The sequence below is a fragment of the Microvirga tunisiensis genome (assembly GCF_009296175.1).
Classification (GTDB): Bacteria; Pseudomonadota; Alphaproteobacteria; order Rhizobiales; family Beijerinckiaceae; genus Microvirga; species Microvirga tunisiensis.
Genome location: NZ_VOSK01000011.1, coordinates 26,432 through 51,149, shown reverse-complemented (window position 1 = coordinate 51,149; position 24,718 = coordinate 26,432). Strand labels below are relative to the sequence as shown.

Annotated in this window: 26 protein-coding genes; 19 read left to right on the top strand and 7 right to left on the bottom strand. The window is 63.4% G+C overall.

The genetic code is table 11. From position 1 onward, the window contains the following. The 3 genes from FS320_RS05980 to FS320_RS05970 are packed head-to-tail and all read left to right on the top strand — an operon-like array spanning position 1 to position 3,077. Positions 1-789 (top strand): CoA-transferase subunit beta, encoded by a 789-nt coding sequence (locus FS320_RS05980; RefSeq protein WP_152710181.1) that lies wholly within the window; start codon positions 1-3, stop codon positions 787-789. Position 790: 1 nt separating this feature from the next. Beyond that, positions 791-1,996: a 3-oxoadipyl-CoA thiolase gene (gene pcaF, locus FS320_RS05975; RefSeq protein WP_152710180.1), complete on the top strand. Its 1,206-nt coding sequence runs from the start codon at positions 791-793 to the stop codon at positions 1,994-1,996. A 13-nt stretch (positions 1,997-2,009) separates the two neighbouring features. Next, positions 2,010-3,077 carry a 3-carboxy-cis,cis-muconate cycloisomerase gene (locus FS320_RS05970; protein ID WP_152710179.1) on the top strand — a complete coding sequence of 356 codons (1,068 nt, stop codon included), beginning with the start codon at positions 2,010-2,012 and terminating at the stop codon, positions 3,075-3,077. Positions 3,078-3,083: 6 nt separating this feature from the next. Here the strand turns inward: FS320_RS05970 and FS320_RS45810 are convergent, their stop codons facing one another. Both FS320_RS45810 and FS320_RS05965 read right to left on the bottom strand, forming a co-directional pair. Beyond that, positions 3,084-3,251, bottom strand: a complete 168-nt coding sequence (locus FS320_RS45810) for a hypothetical protein (RefSeq protein ID WP_162866258.1) — start codon at positions 3,249-3,251, stop codon at positions 3,084-3,086. Positions 3,252-3,370: 119 nt separating this feature from the next. Beyond that, entirely contained in the window at positions 3,371-4,264 is an 894-nt protein-coding gene (locus FS320_RS05965; RefSeq protein WP_162002852.1) for a helix-turn-helix domain-containing protein, read from the bottom strand. A 145-nt stretch (positions 4,265-4,409) separates the two neighbouring features. Here FS320_RS05965 and pobA point away from each other — a divergent pair, with 145 nt between their 5' ends. Next, entirely contained in the window at positions 4,410-5,579 is a 1,170-nt protein-coding gene (pobA, locus tag FS320_RS05960; protein WP_152710177.1) for a 4-hydroxybenzoate 3-monooxygenase, read from the top strand. Positions 5,580-5,763: 184 nt separating this feature from the next. Here the strand turns inward: pobA and FS320_RS05955 are convergent, their stop codons facing one another. From FS320_RS05955 to FS320_RS05935, 5 genes are all read right to left on the bottom strand, one after another. Further along, positions 5,764-6,582 (bottom strand): DUF1932 domain-containing protein, encoded by an 819-nt coding sequence (locus tag FS320_RS05955; protein ID WP_152710176.1) that lies wholly within the window; start codon positions 6,580-6,582, stop codon positions 5,764-5,766. A 36-nt stretch (positions 6,583-6,618) separates the two neighbouring features. Beyond that, positions 6,619-7,311: a 4-carboxy-4-hydroxy-2-oxoadipate aldolase/oxaloacetate decarboxylase gene (locus FS320_RS05950; RefSeq protein ID WP_152710175.1), complete on the bottom strand. Its 693-nt coding sequence runs from the start codon at positions 7,309-7,311 to the stop codon at positions 6,619-6,621. Next, positions 7,308-8,030, bottom strand: coding sequence for a PIG-L deacetylase family protein (locus FS320_RS05945; protein ID WP_152710174.1), 723 nt, complete (start codon positions 8,028-8,030; stop codon positions 7,308-7,310). Before FS320_RS05945 ends, FS320_RS05950 begins: the two co-directional genes overlap by 4 nt. 30 nt (positions 8,031-8,060) lie before the next feature. Further along, positions 8,061-9,149 (bottom strand): 4-oxalomesaconate tautomerase, encoded by a 1,089-nt coding sequence (locus FS320_RS05940; RefSeq protein ID WP_152710173.1) that lies wholly within the window; start codon positions 9,147-9,149, stop codon positions 8,061-8,063. 96 nt (positions 9,150-9,245) lie between these two features. Continuing rightward, positions 9,246-10,208: a LysR family transcriptional regulator gene (locus FS320_RS05935; protein ID WP_162002851.1), complete on the bottom strand. Its 963-nt coding sequence runs from the start codon at positions 10,206-10,208 to the stop codon at positions 9,246-9,248. 147 nt (positions 10,209-10,355) lie between these two features. Here FS320_RS05935 and FS320_RS05930 point away from each other — a divergent pair, with 147 nt between their 5' ends. From FS320_RS05930 to FS320_RS05855, 15 genes are all read left to right on the top strand, one after another. Then, positions 10,356-11,240 (top strand): amidohydrolase family protein, encoded by an 885-nt coding sequence (locus FS320_RS05930; protein ID WP_338105299.1) that lies wholly within the window; start codon positions 10,356-10,358, stop codon positions 11,238-11,240. Positions 11,241-11,307: 67 nt separating this feature from the next. Then, positions 11,308-12,291 carry a Bug family tripartite tricarboxylate transporter substrate binding protein gene (locus FS320_RS05925; RefSeq protein ID WP_152710170.1) on the top strand — a complete coding sequence of 328 codons (984 nt, stop codon included), beginning with the start codon at positions 11,308-11,310 and terminating at the stop codon, positions 12,289-12,291. Between the two features lie 107 nt (positions 12,292-12,398). Then, on the top strand, positions 12,399-13,499 hold the full coding sequence (locus tag FS320_RS46990) for an alpha/beta fold hydrolase (protein WP_202882833.1): 1,101 nt from the start codon (positions 12,399-12,401) through the stop codon (positions 13,497-13,499). Positions 13,500-13,501: 2 nt separating this feature from the next. After that, positions 13,502-14,368, top strand: a complete 867-nt coding sequence (locus FS320_RS05910; RefSeq protein ID WP_152710169.1) for a class III extradiol dioxygenase family protein — start codon at positions 13,502-13,504, stop codon at positions 14,366-14,368. A gap of 4 nt (positions 14,369-14,372) precedes the next feature. Further along, complete coding sequence (locus FS320_RS05905) at positions 14,373-14,747, top strand: YciI family protein (RefSeq protein WP_152710168.1); 375 nt, start codon at positions 14,373-14,375, stop codon at positions 14,745-14,747. A 20-nt stretch (positions 14,748-14,767) separates the two neighbouring features. Continuing rightward, the gene (locus FS320_RS05900) at positions 14,768-15,784 is read left to right on the top strand and encodes a Bug family tripartite tricarboxylate transporter substrate binding protein (protein ID WP_152710167.1); all 1,017 of its coding nucleotides are present in this window, start codon (positions 14,768-14,770) and stop codon (positions 15,782-15,784) included. A 102-nt stretch (positions 15,785-15,886) separates the two neighbouring features. Further along, positions 15,887-17,065: an ABC transporter substrate-binding protein gene (locus tag FS320_RS05895; protein WP_152710166.1), complete on the top strand. Its 1,179-nt coding sequence runs from the start codon at positions 15,887-15,889 to the stop codon at positions 17,063-17,065. 164 nt (positions 17,066-17,229) lie between these two features. After that, positions 17,230-18,312 carry an aromatic ring-hydroxylating dioxygenase subunit alpha gene (locus FS320_RS05890; RefSeq protein WP_152710165.1) on the top strand — a complete coding sequence of 361 codons (1,083 nt, stop codon included), beginning with the start codon at positions 17,230-17,232 and terminating at the stop codon, positions 18,310-18,312. Positions 18,313-18,320: 8 nt separating this feature from the next. Beyond that, the gene (locus FS320_RS05885; protein ID WP_152710164.1) at positions 18,321-19,295 is read left to right on the top strand and encodes a PDR/VanB family oxidoreductase; all 975 of its coding nucleotides are present in this window, start codon (positions 18,321-18,323) and stop codon (positions 19,293-19,295) included. Continuing rightward, a complete protein-coding gene (locus FS320_RS05880; protein ID WP_152710163.1) occupies positions 19,295-20,050 on the top strand; it encodes a GntR family transcriptional regulator in 756 nt (251 codons plus the stop codon). Before FS320_RS05885 ends, FS320_RS05880 begins: the two co-directional genes overlap by 1 nt. A gap of 38 nt (positions 20,051-20,088) precedes the next feature. After that, entirely contained in the window at positions 20,089-21,252 is a 1,164-nt protein-coding gene (locus tag FS320_RS05875; RefSeq protein WP_152710162.1) for an ABC transporter substrate-binding protein, read from the top strand. Positions 21,253-21,312: 60 nt separating this feature from the next. After that, on the top strand, positions 21,313-22,167 hold the full coding sequence (locus tag FS320_RS05870; RefSeq protein ID WP_162002850.1) for an ABC transporter permease subunit: 855 nt from the start codon (positions 21,313-21,315) through the stop codon (positions 22,165-22,167). A gap of 19 nt (positions 22,168-22,186) precedes the next feature. Next, positions 22,187-23,224 carry a branched-chain amino acid ABC transporter permease gene (locus FS320_RS05865; protein ID WP_152710161.1) on the top strand — a complete coding sequence of 346 codons (1,038 nt, stop codon included), beginning with the start codon at positions 22,187-22,189 and terminating at the stop codon, positions 23,222-23,224. Position 23,225: 1 nt separating this feature from the next. Beyond that, positions 23,226-23,978 (top strand): ABC transporter ATP-binding protein, encoded by a 753-nt coding sequence (locus tag FS320_RS05860; RefSeq protein WP_152710160.1) that lies wholly within the window; start codon positions 23,226-23,228, stop codon positions 23,976-23,978. Beyond that, a complete protein-coding gene (locus FS320_RS05855) occupies positions 23,971-24,705 on the top strand; it encodes an ABC transporter ATP-binding protein (RefSeq protein WP_152710159.1) in 735 nt (244 codons plus the stop codon). The genes FS320_RS05860 and FS320_RS05855 overlap by 8 nt, the downstream gene beginning before the upstream one ends. The last annotated feature ends 13 nt before the right edge of the window (positions 24,706-24,718 follow it).

Here is a 24,718-nt window from a genome sequence, read left to right as displayed (position 1 = left end):
ATGACCAGCCTCTCAGACTTCACGCCCAACGAGATGATGACCATCGCGGCGGCGCGGGCCTTGTCCAACGACGACGTCTGCTTCGTCGGCATCGGCGCTCCTTCGGCCGCCTGCAACGTGGCCCGTCTGACCCATGCGCCCGACATCACCCTGATCTACGAGAGCGGCACCATCGGCACGGCGCCGAACGTGCTGCCGCTCTCCATCGGCGACGGTGAGCTGTGCGAGACGGCCGTGACCACGGTGTCGGTGCCGGAGATGTTCCGCTACTGGCTCCAGGGCGGACGGATCTCGATCGGCTTTCTGGGCGCCGCCCAGCTCGACCGCTTCGGCAACATCAACACCACCGTGATCGGCGACTATCACAAGCCGAAGGTGCGCCTGCCCGGCGGCGGCGGTGCGCCGGAGATCGCGACCTCCTGCCGGCAGGTCTTCATCACCATGAAGCAGGCGACCCGCGGCATGGTGGAGAAGATCGACTTCTACACCTCCTTCGGCCATGGCGAGGGCGGCAATCATCGCGAACGCCTCGGCATCACCACCAAGGGTCCGACGCTCCTGATCACCGATCTGGCGATCTGGAAGCCGGATCCCGAGACGAAGGAATTCACCGTCGTGTCGATGCATCGCGGCGTGACCCGGGATAAGGTGCAGGAAACCTGCGGCTGGAAGGTCCGATTCTCCGAGCGGCTCGAGGAGACGCCTCCGCCATCCGAACTCGAACTCACCACCCTGCGCGAGCTTCAGGCCAGGACCGAGAAAGCTCACGGCGGCAAGAAGGGCTCTTAAGATGCGTGAAGCCTATATCTGCGCCTATGTGCGCACACCCATCGGCCGCTATGGCGGCTCTCTTTCCAGCGTCCGTGCCGACGACCTCGCGGCCGTTCCGCTGAAGGCTCTCCGGGAGCGTCTCCCGAACCTCGATTTCGAGGCTGTCGACGACGTGATCTACGGCTGCGCCAACCAGGCGGGTGAGGATAACCGCAACGTGGCCCGCATGGCCGTGCTGCTGTCGGGCCTGCCCGGTTCGATCCCCGGAACGACCATGAACCGCCTCTGCGGCTCCGGCATGGACGCGGTCATCGCCGCGGCCCGCGCCATCAAGGCGGGCGAGGCGGAGATCATGATCGCGGGCGGCGTCGAATCCATGTCGCGCGCGCCCTTCGTGATGCCCAAGGCCGATACGGCGTTCTCGCGCAATGCCGAGATTTACGACACCACCATCGGCTGGCGCTTCATCAACCCGCTGATCAAGAGCCAATACGGCGTCGATTCCATGCCGGAGACCGGCGAGAACGTGGCGGCCGACTTCCATGTCTCGCGCGAGGACCAGGACGCGTTCGCCCTGCGCTCGCAGCACAAGGCGGCCGCGGCCCAGGCCAACGGCCGTCTCGCCCAGGAGATCGTGCCGGTCACGATCCCGAAGCGGAAGGGCGACCCGGTCATCGTCGACAGGGACGAGCATCCCCGTGGCGACACCACCCTGGAGCAGCTGGCGAAGCTGCCGACTCCCTTCCGCAAGGACGGAACGGTGACGGCGGGCAATGCCTCCGGCGTCAATGACGGCGCGGCCGCCCTGATCGTCGCCTCTGAAGCGGCCGTCCGGAAGTTCGGGCTCGAGCCCATCGCCCGGGTCATCGGGGGCGCCGCCGCCGGTGTCGCGCCGCGCATCATGGGCATCGGACCGGCTCCCGCCACGAAGAAGCTGTGCGCTCGTCTCGGCATCAAGCCGACGGATTTCGACGTGGTGGAGCTGAACGAAGCCTTCGCCAGCCAGGGCATCGCGGTTCTCCGCGAGCTCGGCATTCCGGAAGATGCCGAGAACGTGAACCCGAATGGCGGCGCCATCGCCCTCGGCCATCCGCTGGGCATGTCGGGCGCGCGCATCACTGGCACCGCCGCGCTGGAGCTGAAGCTCCGGGGCAAGAAGCGCGCGCTCGCCACCATGTGCATCGGCGTCGGGCAGGGTATCGCCATTGCCCTCGAGGCCGTCTGACGCGAGGTTCGTGATGACACAAACGCTCCCATTTCCCATCCTGCAGGCCCTTGTCGGTGACGAGGAGGTGGGGGCGTTCTTTTCCAACGAGGCCGAACTCTCCGCCATGCTGCGGGTCGAGGCCGCTCTTGCAGAGGCCGAGGCGAAGGCCGGACTGATCGGTGAGGAGGCCGCGCGCCGGATCGCCGAGGTCTGCGAGAGCTTTCAAGCGGATTGGACCAAGCTCGCCGAAGGCTTGGCTCGGGATGGCGTGATCGTTCCGGACTTCGTCAAGCAGCTGCGCGCCACCGTTGGCGAACCCCATGGCCAATCCGTTCACCTGGGAGCGACCAGCCAGGACATCATCGACACCGCTCTTGTCCTGCGTCTCAAGAGCGTGATCGAGGTTCTCGGCCATCGCCTCGATACGCTGATCCAGAGCCTCGACGGATTGAAGCGCCGGGACGGCTCGGCGCGCCTCATGGCGCATACCCGGATGCAGCAGGCGCTTCCTTTCTCCGCGGCCGACAAGATCGATACCTGGATTCAGCCCCTTGAGCGGCATAGGGAAGCCCTGCAGGCTCTCGCGCCGCGCCAGCTCGTTCTCCAACTCGGCGGCCCCATCGGGACCCGCGGCGAGCTGAAAGGTCATGGCGATGCGGTGGCCGATGCCATGGCCGAGATCCTCGGCCTCGGTCTTGCCCCGTCCTGGCATTCGCAGCGAGACAGGATCGGCGAGTTCGGCGCTTTCCTCTCGCTGCTCACCGGCACGCTGGGCAAGATCGGGCAGGATATCGCCCTGATGGCGCAGAACGAGGTCGGCGAGGTTCGGTTGGCATCGGGCGGCGGATCGTCCGCCATGCCGCACAAGTCCAATCCGGTTCCGGCAGAGGTGCTGGTGACGCTCGCCCGCTTCAATGCCGGAATGCTGGGCACCCTGCATCAAGCCTTGGTGCATGAGAACGAGCGTTCCGGAGCGGCCTGGACTCTCGAGTGGATGGTGCTGCCGCAGATGGTGGTCTCCTCAGCCGCAGCCTTGAGCAGGGCTCACGGCCTGATTGCGAGCATGAGCTTCGTACCCTCGAAGGCGGCTGAAAAGTAGCCTCCGTCAGGCGTCTCCGACGATAACGGTGACCCGGCCGGAGCCGCCGCAATCCGGGCATGGCTTCTGTCCGATGCTGCCGGATCCGTGACAGGTCGGGCAGATGTTCTCCCCCGTTTGCTTGGTGCCCGGCACATCCTCGTCGCCGGGGTTCTTTCGCTCGGTGTCGGACATGGCGTATCTCCTCATGCAGGTAACGCCATGACCCAGTCCGGGTTCTAACGCATCGGATCCATCCATCCGTTGCGCATCGTTGATGCGAACCTCCGGTTCCGCGCGATGCGCCGGCTGGTTCAAGCCATCGTGCTCTGCTGCATGGCCCGGAAGGCGAGGGGCGGAAGTCCGGTTTTCTGTTTGAAGAAGCGAGCGAAATAGGCTGGATCGTCGAACGCGAGCGACAGGGCGATCTCCTTGGCGCTCAACGTGGTGAAGGTCAGGTAGCGCTTGGCCTCAAGGACGATCCGCTGATGAACGATGCCGAGCGCCGTGTCGCCGAGATGTTCCCGGCAGATGCGGTTGAGGTGGGGTGAGGTCAGGCCCAGCTTGCGGGCATAGACCTCGATCGGATGATGGCTCCGGAAATCCCGGTCGACGAGTTCCCGAAAACGCAAGGCATGCTGAAGCGCCCTCCGCCCAGGACCGTGATTGCCGGCGGACTGGCCCGAGCCCTGCAGCCGATGGAGTGCGATCAGTATGAGCATCAGGCGGGCCTCTTTGGCTTCAAGGCGTCCGGACCCGCGACCAGAAAATTCGGCCGCAAGGGAGGCCATGTCGGCGACCAAGGAGCGGGCGGCATCCTCGTGGTCCTGGAGGCTGATCACCTGAACGGATCGGAATGTCTCTCGGACGCCGTCCATGGCCGCCAGAATATGAGTCAGGCGGCTATCGAACAGGGTCAGCACCATTCCCTGCACGCTCGGCGAGAACGTGTAGCCGTGCACCGTCATCGAGGGCAGGGTGACGATGGACGGTCCGGTCAGCTGCATGCTCCGGCCATCGACCACGATCTCAGCCGTGCCGCCGGTCAGATGAAGGATCTGGAACAGCTTCTCGTGCCGATGGGGCAGAATCCTGTAATTGTGCAAGCGACTGCGGATCTGGATGGTCTCGCAATGGACCCAGTCCGCCGTCGGATCGTTCCCGGTTTCTCCATAGAGTGCGTAAGTCGGAATGCTGCCGATGGCCAAGACTGCCCTATCCTTTATGTCCGGCGGAATGTTCGAATTGTCCAATCCGATGCTCGCTTTGTCTATTGGGCGTTCGGCGGGCGGGGTTCATCGTGTCCCGAAGTGACGAAGGCGGCTGCGGCTGCCATGTCGGAGGAAATTGAGCATGCGGACCAAGGTCGCCATCATCGGTGCGGGCCCGGCCGGGCTTCTGCTCGGACGCCTTCTGGACAAAGCCGGAATCGAAACTGTCATCCTCGAACGGCGCAGCCAGGACTACGTGCTCGGGCGCATTCGTGCCGGCGTTCTCGAACAGGGCACGGTCGAGCTCCTCGATAGGGCGGATGTCAGCGAGAGATTGCACGCGGACGGCTTGGTTCATGACGGGGTGGAGCTCTGCTTCGACGGTGACAAGCACCGCTTCAACTTCCGCGAACTGATCGGCAGGACGGTGACAGTCTACGGCCAGACGGAAGTCACCCGTGATCTCATGCAGGCACGCGACGACTCAGGGGCGAAAACGATCTACGAAGCCGAGAATGTGTCGCTTCATGATTTCGACAGCGACAAGCCCAAGGTGCGCTACCTCAAGGATGGGGTGGAGCACGAACTCGCCTGCGATTTCATCGCCGGGTGTGACGGCTACCATGGCGTTGCCCGCGCCAGCGTGCCCGCAGGTTCCATCCGGACGTTCGAAAGGGTCTATCCCTTCGGCTGGCTCGGTATTCTTGTCGACAAACCGCCGGTCGCCGAGGAGCTGATCTACGCCCATCACGAGCGCGGGTTCGCCCTCTGCTCCATGCGCTCACCCACCCGCAGCCGCTACTACGTTCAGGTGCCTGCGGACGAACAGGTCCAGGAATGGTCCGACGATCGTTTCTGGGACGAGTTGCGCCGGAGGGTCGACGAGGAAACGGCCGACAACCTGGTGACGGGTCCTTCCATAGAGAAATCCATCGCGCCGTTGAGGAGCTTCGTCGCCGAGCCGCTTCGGTTCGGTCGCCTGTTCCTGGCGGGGGACGCCGCTCACATCGTCCCACCCACCGGCGCCAAGGGATTGAATCTTGCGGCGAGCGATGTCGGTGCTCTGGCCGAAGCTTTCATCGCATTCTACGCCGACCGATCCTCCGCCGGGATCGACGGATATTCCGCCCGTGTGCTCTCGCGGATCTGGAAGGCGGAGCGGTTCTCCTGGTGGATGACCTCCATCCTTCACACGTTCCCGAACAAGGACGCCTTCAGTCGCCGAATCCAGCGGGCGGAGTTCGACTATCTCAGGAGTTCGGAAGCAGCAGCGCGCTCGCTGGCGGAGAACTATACGGGGCTTCCAATGTGATGGTCTCATCTGGATTGCCGCTCCGTCTGTCATCACCGGCCTTGTGCCGGTGATCCCGATTAAGGCAGGCGTGGCGCTTCACACAATCGGGATGGCCGGCACAAGGCCGGCCATGACGTGGAGGGGTGTTAGAGGTGGTGCTCAAGGCGAGGGACGGGGGCCAGTTCCAGATGCTCGGCCGAACCTACGTCTCGTTTGCCTTGGCAAAACTCTCGTGGCGGTCGGCGATGGCATTGGCGAGAGAGCCGTCGAGGCCCAGTTCATCGATCATCCGGCTGGCCTCCCGCATCTCCGCGGCGCGCCGGACCCCGTGCTGCCTGACGCGGGACATCATGACCTTCGCCACGTTCTCCCAGTCCATGCCGGGATAGGAGGCTTTCAGGCTCGCCAGGACGGCAGGCGCAACGCCGGCCCGTTCCGATGCGAGCGTGAAGTCGACCATGAGAGCCTCCATGCCTTTGATGACGATGCTGCGGCACAGCTTCGTGGCGGAAGCCGTTCCGATCCCAGTGCTGACCGGAGTAATCTTCATGCCGAGTTCGTTCAGGCGAGCCGAGACCTCTTCGGCCCGCTCGCCACCGCTCAGGATCGGGACCTCGATTCCAGGCTCCTTCACAGGAGCCATGACGGCAAATTCGACGAAGTCCGCGCCGCTTTGCCTGACCGGACCAGCCACCTGTTCCTTGGTTGCGGGAGAGACGGAGTTGAGGTCGACATAGATCTGCGACGGCCTGAGATGCGCGGCAGCTTGTGCTGCCGCTGTAACGGCGGAATCAGCCGTTACGGCAGAGATCACGATGTCGGCTCCGCGGCAGGCATCGGCGACGCTGTCGTCCGCATGAACGCTGGTCCCCGACGCCCGCTGCCGCAGCTCCGATCCTTTCCGGGGATCGTCGAAGAGGATGTCATAGACCGTGATCCTCACGCCCGGTTTGGTCGCGAGCTGACGGGAGAAGAGCTGTCCGACTTCTCCATAGCCGATGAAGGTAATCTCAAGGCTCATGTGGTTCCACCGCTCCTCATGAGGCTGACGAAACCGTCAGTCCTCATCCTTGTATTCGACATAGGTCAGACCCGCCTTCGCCAGCGGCTCGCGCATGTTGTAGAGGTCGAGGCCGAGAACGCCCGAGGCGAGGGTCTCGCGCTTCGAGCCTTCATTGGCGACGCGGGCCTCGCCCGCGACCGCAATGGCTTCAGCCTCCTTGCGCGGAACCACCACGACGCCGTCGTCATCGGCAACGACGATGTCGCCGGGCTTCACCAGAGCGCCTGCGCAGACCACCGGGACATTGACCGATCCGAGCGTCGCCTTCACCGTTCCCTTTGCGGAAATGGCACGGGACCAAACGGGAAAGCCCATTTCGGTCAGGGTCTTCACGTCGCGGACGCCGGCATCGATAACGAGGCCGACCACACCCCTGGCCTTCAGGGACGTGGCCAGCAGATCGCCGAACATGCCATCCGTATTATCGGTGGTCACGCCGACGACCAGAATGTCGCCCGGCTGGCACTGCTCGACGGCGACATGGATCATCCAGTTGTCGCCGGGTTGGGCCAGCACCGTCACGGCGCTGCCGGCCACCTGCGCTCCCGCCCAGATCGGCCGCATGTAGGGCTTCATGAGACCGATGCGCCCCATGGCCTCATGGGTCGTCGCGGTGCCGAGTTCCGCGAGGCGGTCGACCACTGAGCGGTCGATGCGAGGCGTGTTGGTGACGACGACGGGCTTCATGCCAATTCCTCGACGATCTGGGGGAAGATTCGCTGATAGGCTTCGCCATAGGTCATGGCGCGGCCGGAATTGCGGCCGCCCTGCATGCCCCGGTTCAGGGCCACGCGGGTGTAGTATTCCCACAGGTGCTTCTGGGCGGCGAGAATCTCGAAGGCTTTGCGCTTGGTCTCCCAGACATCGTCGATGTTCAGGATCACGTTGGGCTTGTAGTTGCACTGCTCGGGCTGGTGCGGCTCGAACAGGAACACCGGCGGCGCGTTGTAGGCGAGGTCCGGGTTCGGCTTGTGGCCGGCCGCCTGGGCGATGATGCGGGCTTCCTGGGCGAAGCGCGTCGCCTCGGGATGGTCCACGTTGTAGGGATCCTCCAGAGAGTGCGTGAGCACGAAGGACGGCTTGAGCTCGCGGTAGATGTCGACGAGGCGATCGAGCATCTCGGGTGTGGTGTGGAGGGGGTAGTCGCCGGCATCGAAGAACTCGATCTCGGCTCCGAGCGTCCCGGCGGCGCGCTCGGCCTCCTCGCGCCGCTGCGCCTTCACGTCCGAGAGCGATACGTCACCCTTCTTCCAGGCCCACTGGCTCTCGCCGCGCTCGCCGAAGGAGAGGCAGACGATCTTCATGCGATAGCCCTTCTTTGCATGCAGGGCGATGGCGCCGCCTGCGCGCCACACGAAGTCGCCGGGATGGGCGGTGACGACAAGTCCGGTCTTTCCAGGAGTCATAAGAGCCTCAGTAGAGAAAGGATGGTCGAATCAGGCGGCGTCGCGGCCGGCCTCGAGCGAATGCGCCAGGGCTTCGTGCGCGAAGGCATAGCCCTCGAAGAGCAGGCGCGCGGTCCGCAGGAGACCGGCCCTCTCCACGACCGGATTCTCTTCGGTTCCGCCGACTTCGATCACGACGCTGAACTCACCGGTCGGGTGCTCCACCGAAAGCGTCTTCTCGCGTCCGGGCGGGATCTTGGAGACACGGGCCGCTGGAGATCCCGGCAGCACGCAGGCGGTGGCGACCGTCACGGCGGCGAAGACCCCGATGGAGGCGTGGCATTCGTGGGGAATGAAGCTGCGGGTGCAGACATGCCCGCCTGCTTGCGGCGGCGCGACCAGCGCCATCTTGGGCACGACCTTGGATGAGACATCGCCCAACCCCATGAGCCTGCCCGCTTCGAGGCGGATTTCCTCGAGCCGCGCCTTCAGTTCCGTATCCTTGTCGAGCACGTCGCGGGGTTCGTATCCGGTTCGACCGACCGAAGCCGCCTCGAGCACCACGACGGGCATGCCATTGTCGATCAGGGTCGCGTCGACACCTGCGACGTGATCGACGGCATTCCCCGTCGGCAGGAGCGAGCCGCAGACGGAGCCGGCGGCATCGAGGAACTCGACGGCGATGGGCGCGGCGGTACCCGGCACGCCATCGATGCGGGCATCGCCACCGTAGGCCACATGACCGCCAGGCGTCTGGACGCTCAGTTCGGCAATCGTTCCGGTATTCACCGTATGGACGCGCACCTGCGTGACCGGACCCTGAACCGGGACGAGGCCGCGCTCAATGGCGAACGGCCCGATGCCGGCCAGGATGTTTCCGCAATTCGGCGTGACGTCCACCTTGGGCTTGTCGACGACAACTTGGCCAAAGAGGAAGTCCACATCGCAATCCGGACGCTTGGACCTGGACACGATGGCGATCTTGCTCGTGAGCGGATGAGCGCCGCCCATGCCGTCGATCTGGCGCGGGTCCGGCGATCCCATGATCGACAGCAGAAGCGCGTCACGCTGCGCGGGATCGGACGGAAGATCGTCTGCCAGGAAATAGGCACCCTTGGAGGTGCCGCCCCGAAGGATCATGCAAGGAATGCGAGGCTGAATGGTCCGTCTCCCACCTGCTGGTGAATGGATCGCCGGCAGGGTGCATCAGCCGTATGGGTGCATCAAATGGTTTATTTATGGGCTTTGATGAATTTTTTTCATTCTGCCGCCTGGTTTGTCGATCCGTCCCGCCGAGGACCTGTGCTTGGGTTCGGCGAATGTCTGCACGATGAGCTTGCGCAACTCGTCGGCGAGTGGCGAGAGAGGGGTGCCTCGCTTCGAGATGATGCCGAGCTGACGGGTGACGCTCGGGTTGCGCAGGGGAATCAGTTTGAGCCCGCGCTCGTCGACCGTATCGAAGGCGAGACTGGGAATAACGGTGAGCGCCACTCCGGCTCGGACGAGGGCGACCGCCGTCTGAATGTGCTGGACCTCGAAGCGCCAACTCAATGCTTCCCGGCGGCTTCCGAGCGCATCGTCGATGATGATCCGATTGCCTGTCTGGAGACTGATCCTGATCAGAGGCTCCTCCGTGAGATCGGACCAGCTCACGTCCGATTGTGCGGCCAGGGGGTGGTCCTCGGGGCAGACGAGCGTGAATGGGTCCTTGATCAGCATCTCGATGTCGAAATCCCAGCGGTGCGCCGCCACGAGGGTGATACCGAAGGCTATTGTGCCGTCATGGACGAGAGAGCTGATCTCGGTCGCGGAGTTGTCGTAGATCCGGAGCATCACATCCGGATGCCGCTCCTGGAAGCGTCGCAGCGCCTTGGGTAGGCGGCCGGATGCAATGGTGGGAAGGCATCCGATCGACAAGGTTTCCTGGCGGCTGCGCCCCTCATGGCGGAGCTCGTCCAGGGAGCCCGCGAGGCTTTCGATGGTCTCCTTCACCTTGGGCAGAAGATTGAGGCCGGCCTGGGTCAGCGAGACCTCGCGGGTCGTCCGGGACAGAAGCTTCACGCCGAGGTCCTCTTCGAGCTTGCGGATCCGGTGGCTGAGGGCCGTCTGCGACAGATTGAGATGCGCCGCCGCGTGCTGGAAGCTGCCGCGCTCGGCAATGGCGACGAAGGCGTGGAGGCCGAGAAAGTCGATGCGCATCGGGTTCATTCGCTCAAGGGGACGCAAAGGCTCGGTTCGTCGGAATATATGAAGTATATTCACTAATAGCCAAAAACAAACCATTTGCTTCATTTTAATGCTGAAGCATTTCATGGGCGGCCAAACCCGTTCCATGAAGGTCAGTGCATCAGAACGACGTCAGCGCCGACGATCCCGCCTCCGCATCCCGATCCGCACGTTCCATCCTTCAAGCTGCCGCCGAAGGCCTGCGACACCCATTGTCACATCTTCGGGCCTAACGAGCGCTATCCCTATGTGCCGGAGCGGCCCTATACGCCACCGGACGCGCCTTTGGAGATGTTCCGCGCGTTGCATAATCGTCTCGGTGTCGAGCGGGCGGTGATCGTCAACGCGACGCCCCATGGACGCGACAACCGGGTCGTGACCGATGCCATCGCCCAGAGCAACGGGCGTTACAAGGGCGTCGCGAACGTGGATGAGACGTTCAGCGACCAGGATCTCCGGCGCCTTGCCGACGCGGGCATGACCGGATGCCGCTTCACCTTCCTGCCGCGTCTCGGCAAGGCGCCCGACATGTCCTCCTTCGACAGGATCGTGGAGCGCATTGCTGCCCTCGACTGGCACGTGGATCTCTATCTTCCCGCAACCTTGCTTCCCGACTTCAGACCCAGGCTGATGGCGCTGCCCGTTCCATACGTGCTCGATCACATGGGCGTCGTGGATGCGGGCCTCGGCCTCGATCAGCTTGCCTTCGTGGCGTTGCTCGATCTGGTGCGGAGCGATGAGAAGTGCTGGGTCAAGGTTACCTGCCCTGAGCGCATTTCACGCGCGGGATCGCCCTTCCACGATGTCGCTCCGTTCGGCAAGGCCCTGATCGATGCGGCGCCGGATCGCGTCCTGTGGGGAACGGACTGGCCGCACCCGAACGTGCCGGTCATGCCCGATGATGGCGATCTGGTCGATCTCATCCCGCTCTACGCGCCGGATCCGGCTGTTCAGCACAAGCTTCTCGTCGAAAACCCGGCGCGCCTTTTCCGCTTTGCGGATTGAAAGCCGCGACACGAGACCTGCCGGCGGCGGCGATGCAGCACATGAAATGATCAGGGAGAAACACATCATGTTCGGAACGGTCACGAGACGATCTCTGCTGGCTCTCGCCATGGTGGCGGGCCTCGGAGCATCCGCTCCTGTGCAGGCGCAGCCGGCTTATCCCACGCGCCCCGTGAAAGTGGTGGTTCCCTTCGGAGCCGGCGGCGTGGCCGACATCACGATCCGCATCGTGTCCGAAAAGCTGAGCGAGAACCTCGGGCAGCGCTTCATCGTCGAGAACATGCCGGGAGCCGGCGGCATCACGGCGGCCCGAGCCGCACTCTCGGGCGCTCCTGATGGATACACCCTGACCATGCTGACGAACGGCACCGCGATCAGCGTGCCGCTTTTCGCCAAGCTCCCGTTCGATCCGCAGTCCGACTTCGTCCCGGTTTCCACCCTCGGCACGTTCGACTTCCTCTTCGTCGTCAATGCGGACTCGAACTTCAAGAGTCTCAAGGATTTCCTTCAGCAGGCGAAGGACAAGCCAGGAACGCTGAACGTCGCCACGGTCGCGGTCGGCAGCAGCCAGCACCTCTCCTCGGTTCTCTTCAAGTCGGAGGCAGGAGTCGATCTGGTCCATGTGCCGTTCCGCAGCACGCCCGATGCGCTGGTCTCCCTGCTCAGGAACGATACCCATCTGCTCATCGACAGCCAGGCGGCCGTGAAGTCGGGGCTCGAGGGCAAGCAGGTGAGGGCGATCGCGTCCTCCGGGCCGCGCCGCTCCGCCGCCATGCCCGACGTTCCGACCGTGCGGGAGTCCGGGATCGAGGGCTTCGACGTGACATCGTGGAACGCCCTGTTCGCCCCCAAGGGAACGCCCCAGCCTATCATCGACACCCTGAACAAGGCCCTGCAGGACATTCTGAAGGCGGACGACGTGAAGGCTCGCCTGCTCGATCTTGGCATCGAGGCCCGCAGCGAGACTCCTGCCGAACTGAGCGAGCGCCTTCGCTCTGATATCGAGAAATGGCGGGCGGTGATCGAAAAGGCCGGTATTCCGAAGCAGTAACCGTCAGGCTCATGAAGGATTTTCATCAATCCTTCAAAATAAACCATTTGCTTCATCTTTGACCCCTGGCTCATCTTTGCCTGCCGGGAGGAGAGATACACGGACACATGAGCAAAAGGCCGACCATCGTATTGCTGCCGGGGCTCCTTTGCGATGCCAGCATCTGGGAGGCGCAAAGGACGGCTCTCGAGCCCTATGCCGACATCCGCATTGCGGATTTCTCGGAACTCGCCTCCATCGAGGCCATGGCCCGTTCCGCGCTGGCGCTCGCTGACGGGACTCTGATCGCAATCGGGCATTCGATGGGCGCACGCGTGGCCATGGAGATGGCGCGTCTTGCTCCCGAGCGCATCGAGAAGCTCGCTCTGATCGACACGGGCGTTGATGCTCGACGGGAGGGGGAGGAAGCAAAGCGCCAGGTCATGATCGATCTGGCCTTTGCCGAGGGTATGGAAGCCCTCGCCGACAGGTGGCTGCCGCCGATGCTTCATGAAGGCCGGGTCGAGGATCAGACCCTGCTTGCTCCGCTCAAGGCCATGGTCATGCGCGCTACGCCCGAGCAGCATGACAGGCAGATCCAGGCGCTCCTGAACCGGCCGAACGTGCGGCCGCATCTTCCGAACATCGCCTGCCCGACCCTGGTGATGGTCGGGCGTCAGGATCGCTGGAGCCCGCTCGCCCAACATGAGGAGATGGCGTCCGTAATCCCGAACGCCGAACTCGTCGTGATCGAGGATAGCGGACACATGTCCCTCCTGGAGCAGCCCGAGCAGGTGTCCGAGGCTTTGCTCCGCTTCCTCGGATTCAAGAACGACAACACGAGCGCAGATCGCGCCGCGACTGGGGAGTTGAAACCGATGGGCGAGGACCCAAGCTCGGATCGTATTCCGGACACGCCGCTGTTCGATCGCAAGCGGTCGCTTCGCGGATACCGCATCAACAAGATGGCCATGGGACTCGGCACTCCCGCCAATCGGGAGGCGTTCCGGGAGAACGAGAGCGCCTATCTCGACCGCTTCGGCCTCACGCCCGAGGAGAAGGAAGCCGTGATGAGCCGCAACTGGCGGGAGATGGTGCGTCTGGGCGGCAACCTCTTCTTCATTCTCAAAATCTCGGCCGTCGATCCGGTTCGCATCACGGAGATCGGCGCGCATCAGGCGGGAATGGAGCACGCGGATTTCCTGCGGGATCGTTTAGGGAAGAAATAAGAATGGCAAAGCTCATCGGGGGCCTCGGAACGTCCCATGTTCCCTCCATCAGTGCCGCTCTCGACAAGGGGCTGCGCGATACGCCCGACTGGAAACCGTTCTTCGACGGCTACATCCCAGGTCAAGAATGGGTGAAAGAGAACAAACCCGACGTGGCTGTGGTGATCTTCAACGATCACGGCAACACGTTCTTCCTCGACAAGGTGCCGACCTTCGCCGTGGGGTGCGCGGAGGAGTACCGCCCGGTCGACGAGGGGTGGGGACCACGCGCCATTGCTCCGTTCAAGGGAGCCGTCGACTTTTCATGGCACTTCATCGACAAACTCGTCGAGAACCGGTTCGATCCGATGATCTGCCAGGAGATCGAGGTCGATCATGGGCTGCAGGTTCCGATGGAGCTGTTCTGGGGCAAGCCCGAGGAATGGCCGGTGAAGGTCGTCCCGATCTTCGTCAACGTCATCCAGTATCCGATTCCTCTTCCGAGCCGCTGCTATGAGATGGGCCGCGTTCTGCGCCAGGCCATCGAAAGCTATGACAGTGACGAGCGCTTCGTCATTCTTGGAACCGGCGGTCTCTCGCACCAGCTCCAGGGCGCCCGGGCCGGCTTCGTCAATCCGGAAGCCGACCAGGCCTTCCTGAACGATATCGCCAACGATCCCGACAAGCTCGCGAACATGTCGCGCGAGCAGTATGTCGAGATGTTCGGCAGCGAGGGTGCGGAACTCATGATGTGGCTCGTCATGCGCGGCGCCATGGACCCGGACGTGCTGGTTCGGCACAAACATTATTTCGTGCCGGCTTCCATGACGGGGGCAGGTATGATCGTCATGGAAAACCGGGCGACCGCCGCCTCGGCTGCGGCGGCGTGACGTCATGTACTGGCTCATGATCTGCCGCCATCGGACAGATGCAACCGATCTGCGGGAGCAGCATCGCGATGCGCATCGTCAGCATGTCGCTACCGGCGGCGGTGGGCTCGCCAGGGTGCTGATCGGGAGCGCCCTGACGGAAGACGATGGCGAGACGCCGATCGGCAATTTCGGCGTGCTGGAGGCTCCATCCCGCGAGGCGGCTCAAGCCTTTGCGGAGAACGATCCGTTCGCGCTGGCGGGCCTCGTCGAGTCGATCGAGATCACCGCTTTGGCGTCACGGTTCCAGGCGCACCGGATCGATCCCATGACGCCCTGGAGGGCGGAAAAAGCCGTTCTGTCGACATCTGACCGTCGATACCGATCACCATCAAAATAAGAAGCCAGAGGAAACGCCATATGCAGAACAAGTCGCTTAGCGGACCTGCCCACTCAACCATCAATCGCCGCCAGATCCTCATGGGAGCAGCGGCTTTCGGCCTGTCCGCCGGCTATTCGGTGCGCGTCGCAGCCCAGACCTATCCAAGTCAGAACATCCTTCTGGTCGTGCCTTTCACGCCCGGAGGATCGACGGACATTCTGGCGCGGCTTCTCGGGCAGAGGCTTGAGGGCGCCCTCAAGTATCCGGTCATCGTCGAATCCCGCCCCGGCGCCGGCGGCTCCGTCGGCGTGGGATCCGTTGCCCGTGCCGCCGCGGATGGTCATACCCTGGTCATGGGCCATATCGGCACGTTCGCCGTGAACCCGGCTCTCTATCCGAAGCTGCCTTACGATCCGGTGAAGAGTTTCGAGCCGGTCAGCGGCATCGCCAATGTGCACAACATGCTCGTCGTCCACCCGGATGTGCCGGCCAAGACGCTTCAGGAACTGATCGAGTACGCCAAGCAGAACCCCGGCAAGCTGAACTACGCCTCCGGCGGAATCGGCAGTGCGGCGCATATCGCCATGGTGGCGCTGGCCGACCGCGCCGGAATCACGATGACCCACGTTCCTTATCGGGGCACGGCGCCCGCGGTGACAGATCTGCTCGGAGGACGCGTGCAACTCACCTTCACGGGCGCCCCCAACCTGCTTCAGCATGTCGAGGCGGGTACGATGCGGGCTCTTGCGGTCTCCGGATCGTCGCGCCTCAAGGGAGCCCCCAATGTTCCCACGGTGGCCGAGTCCGGTTTTCCCGGATTCGAAGCGTCTCAATGGTATGGCATCTTGGTTCCGGCCGGAACGCCGAAGGCCATCGTGGATCGGCTCAACACCGAAATCAGAACCGCCATGGCAGCCCCTGAGATCGCCGAGCGGCTTTCGCTGGAGGGGGCGGAGGTCTGGACCAGCACGCCCGCCGAATTCCGCGATCACATCGCCAAGGAAATGGCCCGGTGGGGCGATCTCGTGAAGCGTACCGGGATCAAGCCCGAATAGCGGATTGAAGAAACAAAAGACATTCCTTCCCCAACTCCTACCAAGAGGCCGGCAAGTGCCCGACACGAAAGCTGGGGAAGGCTCAAACGGGAGGAATGAGAAATGCTACGACGGACTTTCATAAATGCCGCGAGTGCAGCGGCCGCCATGCTGGCCCTCAGTGGGGCAGCAGCATCGGCTCAGGAGACGCTAAAGATCGGCCTGATCCTGCCGATGACGGGTCCCTTCGCCTCGACGGGGCGCCAGATCGAGGCGGCTGCGAAGCTCTACATGCAGCAGAAGGGTGACACGGTCGCCGGCAAGAAGGTTCAGCTCATCCTCAAGGATGACACCGGCACGGCGGACGTGACCAAGCGCCTGGCGCAGGAATTGATCGTTCAGGAGAAGGTCTCCGTCCTGGCAGGGTTCGGCCTGACGCCGCTCGCCTTGGCGACGGCACCGCTGGCGACGCAGGCGAAGGTGCCGGAAGTGGTCATGGCCGCGGCCACCTCGATCATTCCCGAGCAGTCGCCTTATATCGTGCGCTCCAGCTTCACGGCCGCGCAGGTCACGGTGCCTCTCGCGGAATGGGCGGCGAAGGAGGGGCTCAAGCGGGTGGTCACCATCGTGTCGGATTACGGCCCCGGCATCGACGTCGAGAAGGCCTTCACCGAGACCTTCACCAAGGCTGGCGGGCAGGTGGAGAACCTGCGGGTGCCGCTCGCGAACCCCGACTTCTCGCCCTTCCTGCAGAAGGTGGCGGATGCCAAGCCCGATGCCCTACTGGCCTTCGTGCCCTCAGGCGTCGGCGCACAGTTCATGAAGCAGTTCGTGGAGCGCGGCCTCGACAAGAGCGGTATCCGCTTCCTGGCCGAGGGCAGCGTCACTGACGATGATCTGCTCAACAGTATCGGCGATGTGGCGCTTGGCGCCGTCACCTCCCACCACTACTCGGCAGCGCACGACAGCCCGGAGAACAAGGCGTTCGTGGAGGCCTTCAAGAAGGCGAACAACGGGATGCGGCCGAACTTCATGGCGGTCGGCGGCTATGACGGCATGCACCTGATCTACGAGGGCCTGAAGAAGACCAACGGCGCCGGAGGTCAGGCCTTGATCGACGCCATGAAGGGAATGAGCTGGACCAGCCCGCGTGGTCCGGTGTCCATCGACCCGCAGACCCGCGACATCATCCAGAACATCTATGTACGCAAGGTCGAGCGCAAGGACGGCGAGCTCTACAACGTGGAGTTCGCCACCATCCCGAACGTCAAGGATCCGGTGAAAGCCGCAAAGTCCAACTGAGCCTGTCGACGACCGAGAGCGCCATCACACGATGGCGCTTTCATTTTGTGTATACAGGCTGGGCAATATCGTCTCGAAGAGCCTCTTGAAACACCCGCATTAGCCTCAAGTATAGTTGCTTCCGTCTCTTGTCTGTATACAACCTGTTTTGCGGGAGAAAACAGATGACGCACGCCAAAGCCTTTCCTCTCAACGCTTGGTATGCCGCTGCCTGGAGCCATGAGATCGAACATGAGCTCGCAGCCCGGACCATCTGCGATAAGGACGTGGTTCTCTATCGCCGCACCGACGGACAGATAACGGCCCTGGAGGATGCCTGCTGGCACCGGCTGCTGCCGCTTTCCATGGGACGCCTCGAGGGCGATCAGGTGATCTGCGGCTATCACGGCCTCGTCTTCAATTCGGCCGGCCGATGCACCTACATGCCGGCGCAGAAGACCATCAATCCATCGGCCTGCGTCCGCTCTTATCCTGTCGCCGAGCGGCATCGTCTCGTTTGGCTCTGGCCCGGAGATCCCGCTCTGGCGGATCCGACCAAGATCCCGGACTTCCATTGGAACGACGGCACCGATTGGGTGGGCGAGGGCGGCACCTTCTACAGCCTGAAATGCGACTACCGTCTCGTGATCGACAATCTCATGGACCTGACGCACGAGACCTATGTCCATGCCGGCAGCATCGGCGACGAGGCGATCACCAGTGCACCCTTCGACGTCACGCATTCCGATCGCACCGCGACCGTGACGCGCTGGATGATCGATATCGAACCGCCGCCCTTCTGGGCCAAGCATCTCGACAGGCCGGGCGAGCATGTGGACCGGTGGCAGATCATCTATTTCCAGGCGCCGTCTGTCGTCGTCGGCGACGTGGGCGTCGCCGCGACCGGGACGGGCGCTCCTCAAGGTGACCGCTCGCAGGGCGTCAACGGAGCCTTCCTGGCCGCCATCACGCCGGAGACAGACAAGACCTGCCATTATTTCTGGAACTTCGTCAGAACGTTCCGCACGGACGACGAGCAGCTGACCCGGGACATCAACAAGGCCCATGTCAACGACGGCAAGGGTGTCTACGATCAGGATCACGCGGTGCTCGAGGCGCAGCAGATCGCGATCGACAGAAATCCGCGGATGCCGTTCTACAATCTCAACATTGATGCCGGCGCACTCTGGGCGCGCAAGCTGATCGACGGGATGCTGGACGATGAATACGGCCCGCAGCCTCACGTGCCGAGCCAGGCGGCCGAGTAGGTTCGACGATGGCCGAGCAACTCGACTGGCGGGCCGCGAAGCTGCTCCGGACACGGGATCTCACTCCCGACATCCGGCTCTTCGAGATCGAGCCTTCGGGAGACTTCATCATCCCGAAGCCCGGCAGCCATATCAACGTAACGGTGCAGATCGGCGAACGGCCGGATGTGCGATCCTATTCGATCGTAGGACCGTGCACGGACGGCATCTACAGGATTGCGGTGAAGCTCCTCGGCGACAGCCGGGGCGGCTCCTCCTACATGTGGAGCCTGAAGCCGGGAGCCCAACTCACCATCTCGACTCCGGGCAATCACTTCGACCTCGGCCGGGGCCGACCGGAATATCTCCTGCTCGCCGGGGGGATCGGCATCACGCCGATCTACACCATGGCGATCGCGCTCGCCGACATCCATGCCGATTTCCGGATGCTCTATGCCTGCCGCCGCAGAGAGGATGCCGCTCTCGCCGACGAACTGCGCGAGCGCATCGGCGACCGGCTGCAGATGTTCGTCGACGAGGATGGTGGCAGGGTGGATCTCGATTCCGAGATCGCTCGGCTGGCGCCCGGCGGTGAGCTTTATGTCTGTGGCCCCATCGGTTTGCTGGAAGCCGCGAAGCGCGTATGGCAGCAGAGCGGCCGTCCGGTCGATCAGTTGCGGTTCGAGACCTTCGGCAACAGTGGCCGCTTCGCCTCTCAGCCCTTCAAGGTCAACATTCCCCGCCTCAACCTCGTGGTCGACGTTCCGCAGAACCAGACCATGCTCGATGCCCTCGAGACCGCAGGTGTCGGGATGATCTCCGACTGTCGGCGCGGCGAGTGCGGTTTGTGTGCGCTCCACATCCTGGAGGTCGACGGCATCGTCGACCATCGCGACGTGTTCTTCAGCGACGAGGAAAAGGCTGCCAATACCAAGCTCTGCACCTGCGTCTCGCGGGTCGCCGGCGGCAGCATCACCATCGACACCGCGGATCGGGCAGCCTGATGAGCATGGACAAAGCCAGCGACCGCTCGCTCTCTCAGACCGTGAAGGCGCAGCTTGCCCTGCGCGAGCTCGTTCTTCGTGGGGCGTTGAACCCTGGCGAGCGGGTGTCCGAACTGCAGATGGTCGAGCGGCTCGGCGTCTCTCGAACCCCGGTTCGCATGGCCCTCGTCCGGCTTGAGGAAGAGGGTCTGCTGGAGGCGATCCCGTCCGGCGGATTTTCCGTGAAGGCTTTCTCGGAAAAGGAGGTCTTCGTTTCCATCGAAATTCGGGGAACCCTCGAGGGTCTGGCCGTCCGCCTTGCTGCCGAGCATGGCGCCAGCCGTTCCGCGCTTCTCCATGCCGCTGAATGTCTTGATGAAATCGATGACGTCATCCGCCGTGAGATGCTTGAGATCGACCTCTCGCAATATGTCGAACTGAACGCCCGGTTCCACCGAATCCTGATCGATATGGCCGACTCTCCGCCCCTGGCGCGGCAGCTCGAACGGGCCAGCGCCCTGCCTTTTGCTTCAGCGAGCGCCCTGGTTCCCGTTCAGTCCCGCTCGCCGGAGCTGCATCATATTCTGACCGTGGCCCAGGATCAGCATCGCTGCGTGCTGAGCGCCATCGAACGGCGGGAGGGGAGCCGGGCCGAGGCGATCATGCGCGAGCATGCGCGCATTGCCCATCGTAATCTGGAAAGAGCGCTTACAAACCAGAGGGACATGGACCTTGTGCCGGGTTCTGCGCTCATCAAACGGCGCATCCGCGCTTAAGGTGAATGGCTAAAAAGCCAAAGAGGGAGTGAGGAAATATGTTGAGACGCACATTCCTAGGGGCTGCGGCCGTGTTGGCCCTGACCGGGGCGGCATCGGCTCAGGAGACGGTAAAGATCGGCCTGATCCTGCCGATGACGGGTCCCTTCGCCTCGACGGGGCGCCAGATCGAGGCGGCCGCGAAGCTCTACATGCAGCAGAAGGGCGACACGGTCGCCGGCAAGAAGATCCAGCTCATCGTCAAGGATGACACCGGCACGGCCGACGTGACCAAGCGCCTAGCACAGGAACTGATCGTCAACGACAAGATCGCCGTGATGGCAGGCTTTGGCCTGACGCCTCTGGCTCTTGCCCCGGCGCCGCTCGCCACCCAGGCGAAGGTGCCGGCTGTGGTGATGGCCGCGGCTACGGCAACGATCACCGAGGCTTCCCCCTATATTGTGCGCACCAGCTTCACCCTGCCGCAAGCCACGGTGCCGATGGCCGAATGGGCTGCACAGAACGGCATCAAGAAGGTCGCGACGCTCGTATCCGATTATGGACCGGGCATCGATGCCGAGAAGGCCTTCACCTCAGCCTTCACGGCGAAGGGCGGGCAGGTGGAGAACCTGCGGGTGCCACTCGCCAATCCGGACTTCTCGCCCTTCCTGCAGAAGGTAGCGGATGCCAAGCCGGACGCCCTGTTCGTGTTCGTGCCTTCCGGCATCGGTGCCCAGTTCATGAAGCAGTTCGTCGAGCGCGGTCTCGACAAGAGCGGCATCAAGCTGATCGGCCCCGGCGACGTGACGGATGACGATCTGCTCAACAACATGGGCGATGTGGCGCTCGGGGCGATCACGACCCAACACTATTCCGCCGCTCATGACAGCCCGGAGAACAAGGCGTTCGTGGAGGCCTTCAAGAAGGCGAACAACGGGATGCGGCCGAACTTCATGGCGGTCGGCGGCTATGACGACATGCACCTGATCTACGAGGGCCTGAAGAAGACCAACGGCGCCGGAGGTCAGGCCTTGATCGACGCCATGAAGGGAATGAGCTGGACCAGCCCGCGTGGTCCGGTATCCATCGACCCGCAGACCCGCGACATCATCCAGAACATCTATGTACGCAAGGTCGAGCGCAAGGACGGCGAGCTCTACAACGTGGAATTCGCCACCATCCCGAACGTCAAGGACCCGGTGAAAGCCGCAAAGTCCAACTGACAACCATGAGACAAGCGCCGCCAGGAGGCGGCGCTTGTCTCGCGTTTCCTGGAGAGAACGGTGCTGACCATCCTCTTTGACGGTATCGCCTACGGCATGCTGCTGTTCGTGCTGGCCTGCGGGCTTGCCGTAACACTCGGGCTCATGAACTTCGTCAACCTGGCTCACGGCGCCTTCGCCATGGCCGGGGGCTATGTGACGGCCGTTCTGATGAACCGCTATGGCGTACCGTTCCTCCTGACCCTCCCGCTGGCCTTCATCGTGCCGGCTCTTGCAGGGCTTGTGCTCGAGCGAACGCTCTACAAGCGGCTTTATACGCGCAGCCATCTCGATCAGGTGCTGTTCTCGATCGGCCTGGTATTCATGGCCGTGGCTGCGGTCGATTACGCCATGGGATCGCAGCAGCAGATGATTCAGATCCCGACGTGGCTTCAAGGGCGTGTCGAGATTTTCGGTATCCAGGTCGGCCTGTATCGAAGCTTCATCATCGCTGTGTGCGGCGTTCTCGTGGTCGCCCTGCAATTCATCCTCACCCAAACCCGGTTCGGCAGCCGCCTAAGGGCCGCGGTCGACGATCCGCGTGTTGCCCGCGGGCTCGGCATCAATGTCAGCGTGATCTTCGCCGCCACCTTCGCGGTCGGCTCCGGCTTGGCGGGCCTGGGTGGAGCCTTGGGTGCGGAAATTCTGGGGCTCGATCCCACATTCCCGCTCAAGTTCATGATCTACTTCCTGATCGTCGTCACTGTCGGCGGGACCACCAGCATCACCGGCCCCTTCCTGGCCTCCCTGCTCCTTGGAATCGCCGATGTGGCCGGTAAGTACTACGTGCCGAGCCTTGGTGCCTTCGTCATCTATACGCTCATGATCGTCGTTCTCGTTCTTCGCCCACAGGGGCTGTTCGCCCGTGCGCGCTGAACCGATAGGAAACAAGCCGATGCAGTCCAATACTGCCGATAAAGTCAGGTCGGCGCTGAGCAGAAGGGGTCGATGGAGCCTGGGCGAGATCGCCTTCTGGCTGGTAGCGGCCGGGACCCTGTTCTTCCTGCCGGAGCGCCATCTCATTCTGAACGAGATCGCGATCATCGGTCTGTTCGCCCTGTCTCTGGACCTGATCCTCGGCTATGCCGGCATCGTGTCTCTGGGACATGCCGCCTTCTTTGGCCTGGGTGCCTATGCCGCTGGCATTCTCGCCAGGAACGGCGTGGGCGATCCTCTTGTCGGCCTGGGCGTCGCCGCGATTGCTGCGGCCATCCTCGGATTCGCCACCAGCTTCCTCGTTCTGCGCGGCTCGGACCTGACGAAGCTGATGGTGACGCTGGGCGTTGCCCTCGTCCTCGGTGAACTGGCCAATAAGATGTCCTGGCTGACCGGCGGTGCCGACGGTCTTCAGGGCATCAGCATGGGACCGATCCTCGGCCTGTTCGAGTTCGATATCTTCGGGACGGTCGCCTACACCTACAGCCTCGTGGTGACATTTGTCCTCTTCGTTCTCGCGCGCAGGATCGTCGTGTCGCCCTATGGCCTGTCGCTGCGCTCGATCCACGACAATCCCCTGCGCGCCCGCGCAGTAGGTATTCCTGTCAACCGCCGCCTCGTGACGATCTATACGCTGGCGGCGGCCTATGCGGGCGTCGCCGGTGCCTTGCTGGCGCAGACGACGCAATTCGTCTCCCTCGACGTGCTTGCCTTCCACCGTTCTGCCGACGTGATGCTGGTTCTTGTGATCGGGGGCGTCGGCTATCTCTATAGCGGGCTCATCGGTGCCGTTGTCTTCAAGGTGCTGCAGGATGTCCTTTCGGCCTGGACGCCGCAATACTGGCAGTTCTGGATCGGACTCATCCTGGTTCTCATCGTCCTAGCTGGCCGGGAGCGGCTGACGGATCGGATCAGGGCCTTGTGGCCGCGGTCGAGACGCAGCCTGGCGGCGGATAGCCCGCAACCGTTGCAGACAACGACAGCCCGGGAGGTCTGATATGGCGGCCGCTCTCGAAACAAAGGGCCTGATCAAGCGCTTCGGCGGCCTTGTGGCCACGGACAACGTGTCGTTCAAGTTGGAGCAGGGTGCCCGCCATGCTCTCATCGGTCCGAACGGCGCCGGCAAGACCACGTTCATCAACCTCCTCACGGGCGTGCTCACGCCGACATCCGGGCAGATCCTGCTGGAAGGCGAGGACATCACGCGCCTTAGGCCCGAATTGCGGGTCCAGCGCGGTCTCGCCCGCACGTTTCAGATCAACCAGCTCTTTCCGGCCATGACGCCCCTCGAGACCCTGGGCCTTGCCGTGTCGGAGCGGCTTGGAGGAGGGCGCGACTGGTGGCGCGTGATCGGCAGCAAGCGCGAGATCGTCGACGAAATCGTCGAGATCGCCCAGCGCTTCCGCCTCACCGATGTCCTGGATGAGCGCACCTCGAACCTGGCCTATGGCAAGCAGCGCCTTCTGGAGATTGCCGTTGCCTTTGCATGCCGGCCGCGCGTGCTGCTCCTCGACGAGCCGGCAGCCGGCGTGCCGGAGGCCGAGCGTCACGAACTGCTTGCCACGGTGGCGGCCCTGCCGCGGGATGTTTCGGTCCTCCTGATCGAACATGACATGGATCTGGTCTTCAGCTTTGCCGATCGGATCTCGGTTCTGGTCAATGGCGCGCTGTTTACCGAAGGCAGTGTCGAGGAGGTCTCGACCGATCCCAGGGTCCGGGCCGTCTATCTCGGGGAGAGCGTCGATGAGTGATCTTCTGAAGCTCAGCCAAGTCTCCGCAGGTTATGGCGAGGCGGTCGTGATCTCGAAGATCGACCTCTCCCTCAAGCCTGGAGAATCCCTCGCGGTGCTCGGCCGCAACGGGACCGGCAAGACGACCTTGCTCAACACGATCATCGGCGTGACCCGCCAACGCGGCGGCACCATCATGCTCGATGGTCAGGACGTCACGACGACGCGCCCCGACAAGCGGGCGCATGCCGGCATCGGCTGGGTGCCGCAGGAACGCAACATCTTCAAGTCGCTGACCGTGGAGGAAAACCTCACCGCCGTCGCACGTCCAGGGGCGTGGAACGTGAGCCGGGTCTACGAGATGTTTCCGCGCCTGAAGGAACGCCGTTCCAATCTCGGCAACCAACTCTCCGGCGGCGAGCAGCAGATGCTGGCCATCGCCCGCGCGCTCGTGCTCAATCCCAAGCTCATGCTGCTGGACGAGCCGACGGAGGGACTGGCGCCCATCATCATCGAAGAGCTGCTGGCAGCTCTGAAGCGCATCATCCGCGGGGAGGGCATGTCGGCCGTCGTCGTGGAGCAGCACGCTCAGAAGATCCTGGGCGTGACCGACAATGCTGTCATTCTCGACCGCGGGACGATCGTTCACGCCGGTTCGAGCCGGTCCCTCATCGAGGATCCGGCAGCTCTTGAGCAGCATCTTGGTGTCACCGCCAAGAAAAAGCCTGCGCGCGCGGCCGCGCATTAGAACAACCTAACGA

Coding starts and splice junctions, on each gene's coding strand:
- FS320_RS05980 (WP_152710181.1), top strand. CDS start 1: ATGACCAGCCTCTCAGACTTCACGCCCAACGAGATGATGACCATCGCG.
- pcaF (WP_152710180.1), top strand. CDS start 791: ATGCGTGAAGCCTATATCTGCGCCTATGTGCGCACACCCATCGGCCGC.
- FS320_RS05970 (WP_152710179.1), top strand. CDS start 2,010: ATGACACAAACGCTCCCATTTCCCATCCTGCAGGCCCTTGTCGGTGAC.
- FS320_RS45810 (WP_162866258.1), bottom strand. CDS start 3,251: ATGTCCGACACCGAGCGAAAGAACCCCGGCGACGAGGATGTGCCGGGC.
- pobA (WP_152710177.1), top strand. CDS start 4,410: ATGCGGACCAAGGTCGCCATCATCGGTGCGGGCCCGGCCGGGCTTCTG.
- FS320_RS05955 (WP_152710176.1), bottom strand. CDS start 6,582: ATGAGCCTTGAGATTACCTTCATCGGCTATGGAGAAGTCGGACAGCTC.
- FS320_RS05950 (WP_152710175.1), bottom strand. CDS start 7,311: ATGAAGCCCGTCGTCGTCACCAACACGCCTCGCATCGACCGCTCAGTG.
- FS320_RS05945 (WP_152710174.1), bottom strand. CDS start 8,030: ATGACTCCTGGAAAGACCGGACTTGTCGTCACCGCCCATCCCGGCGAC.
- FS320_RS05940 (WP_152710173.1), bottom strand. CDS start 9,149: ATGATCCTTCGGGGCGGCACCTCCAAGGGTGCCTATTTCCTGGCAGAC.
- FS320_RS05935 (WP_162002851.1), bottom strand. CDS start 10,208: ATGCGCATCGACTTTCTCGGCCTCCACGCCTTCGTCGCCATTGCCGAG.
- FS320_RS05925 (WP_152710170.1), top strand. CDS start 11,308: ATGTTCGGAACGGTCACGAGACGATCTCTGCTGGCTCTCGCCATGGTG.
- FS320_RS46990 (WP_202882833.1), top strand. CDS start 12,399: ATGAGCAAAAGGCCGACCATCGTATTGCTGCCGGGGCTCCTTTGCGAT.
- FS320_RS05910 (WP_152710169.1), top strand. CDS start 13,502: ATGGCAAAGCTCATCGGGGGCCTCGGAACGTCCCATGTTCCCTCCATC.
- FS320_RS05905 (WP_152710168.1), top strand. CDS start 14,373: ATGTACTGGCTCATGATCTGCCGCCATCGGACAGATGCAACCGATCTG.
- FS320_RS05900 (WP_152710167.1), top strand. CDS start 14,768: ATGCAGAACAAGTCGCTTAGCGGACCTGCCCACTCAACCATCAATCGC.
- FS320_RS05895 (WP_152710166.1), top strand. CDS start 15,887: ATGCTACGACGGACTTTCATAAATGCCGCGAGTGCAGCGGCCGCCATG.
- FS320_RS05890 (WP_152710165.1), top strand. CDS start 17,230: ATGACGCACGCCAAAGCCTTTCCTCTCAACGCTTGGTATGCCGCTGCC.
- FS320_RS05885 (WP_152710164.1), top strand. CDS start 18,321: ATGGCCGAGCAACTCGACTGGCGGGCCGCGAAGCTGCTCCGGACACGG.
- FS320_RS05880 (WP_152710163.1), top strand. CDS start 19,295: ATGAGCATGGACAAAGCCAGCGACCGCTCGCTCTCTCAGACCGTGAAG.
- FS320_RS05875 (WP_152710162.1), top strand. CDS start 20,089: ATGTTGAGACGCACATTCCTAGGGGCTGCGGCCGTGTTGGCCCTGACC.
- FS320_RS05865 (WP_152710161.1), top strand. CDS start 22,187: ATGCAGTCCAATACTGCCGATAAAGTCAGGTCGGCGCTGAGCAGAAGG.
- FS320_RS05860 (WP_152710160.1), top strand. CDS start 23,226: ATGGCGGCCGCTCTCGAAACAAAGGGCCTGATCAAGCGCTTCGGCGGC.
- FS320_RS05855 (WP_152710159.1), top strand. CDS start 23,971: ATGAGTGATCTTCTGAAGCTCAGCCAAGTCTCCGCAGGTTATGGCGAG.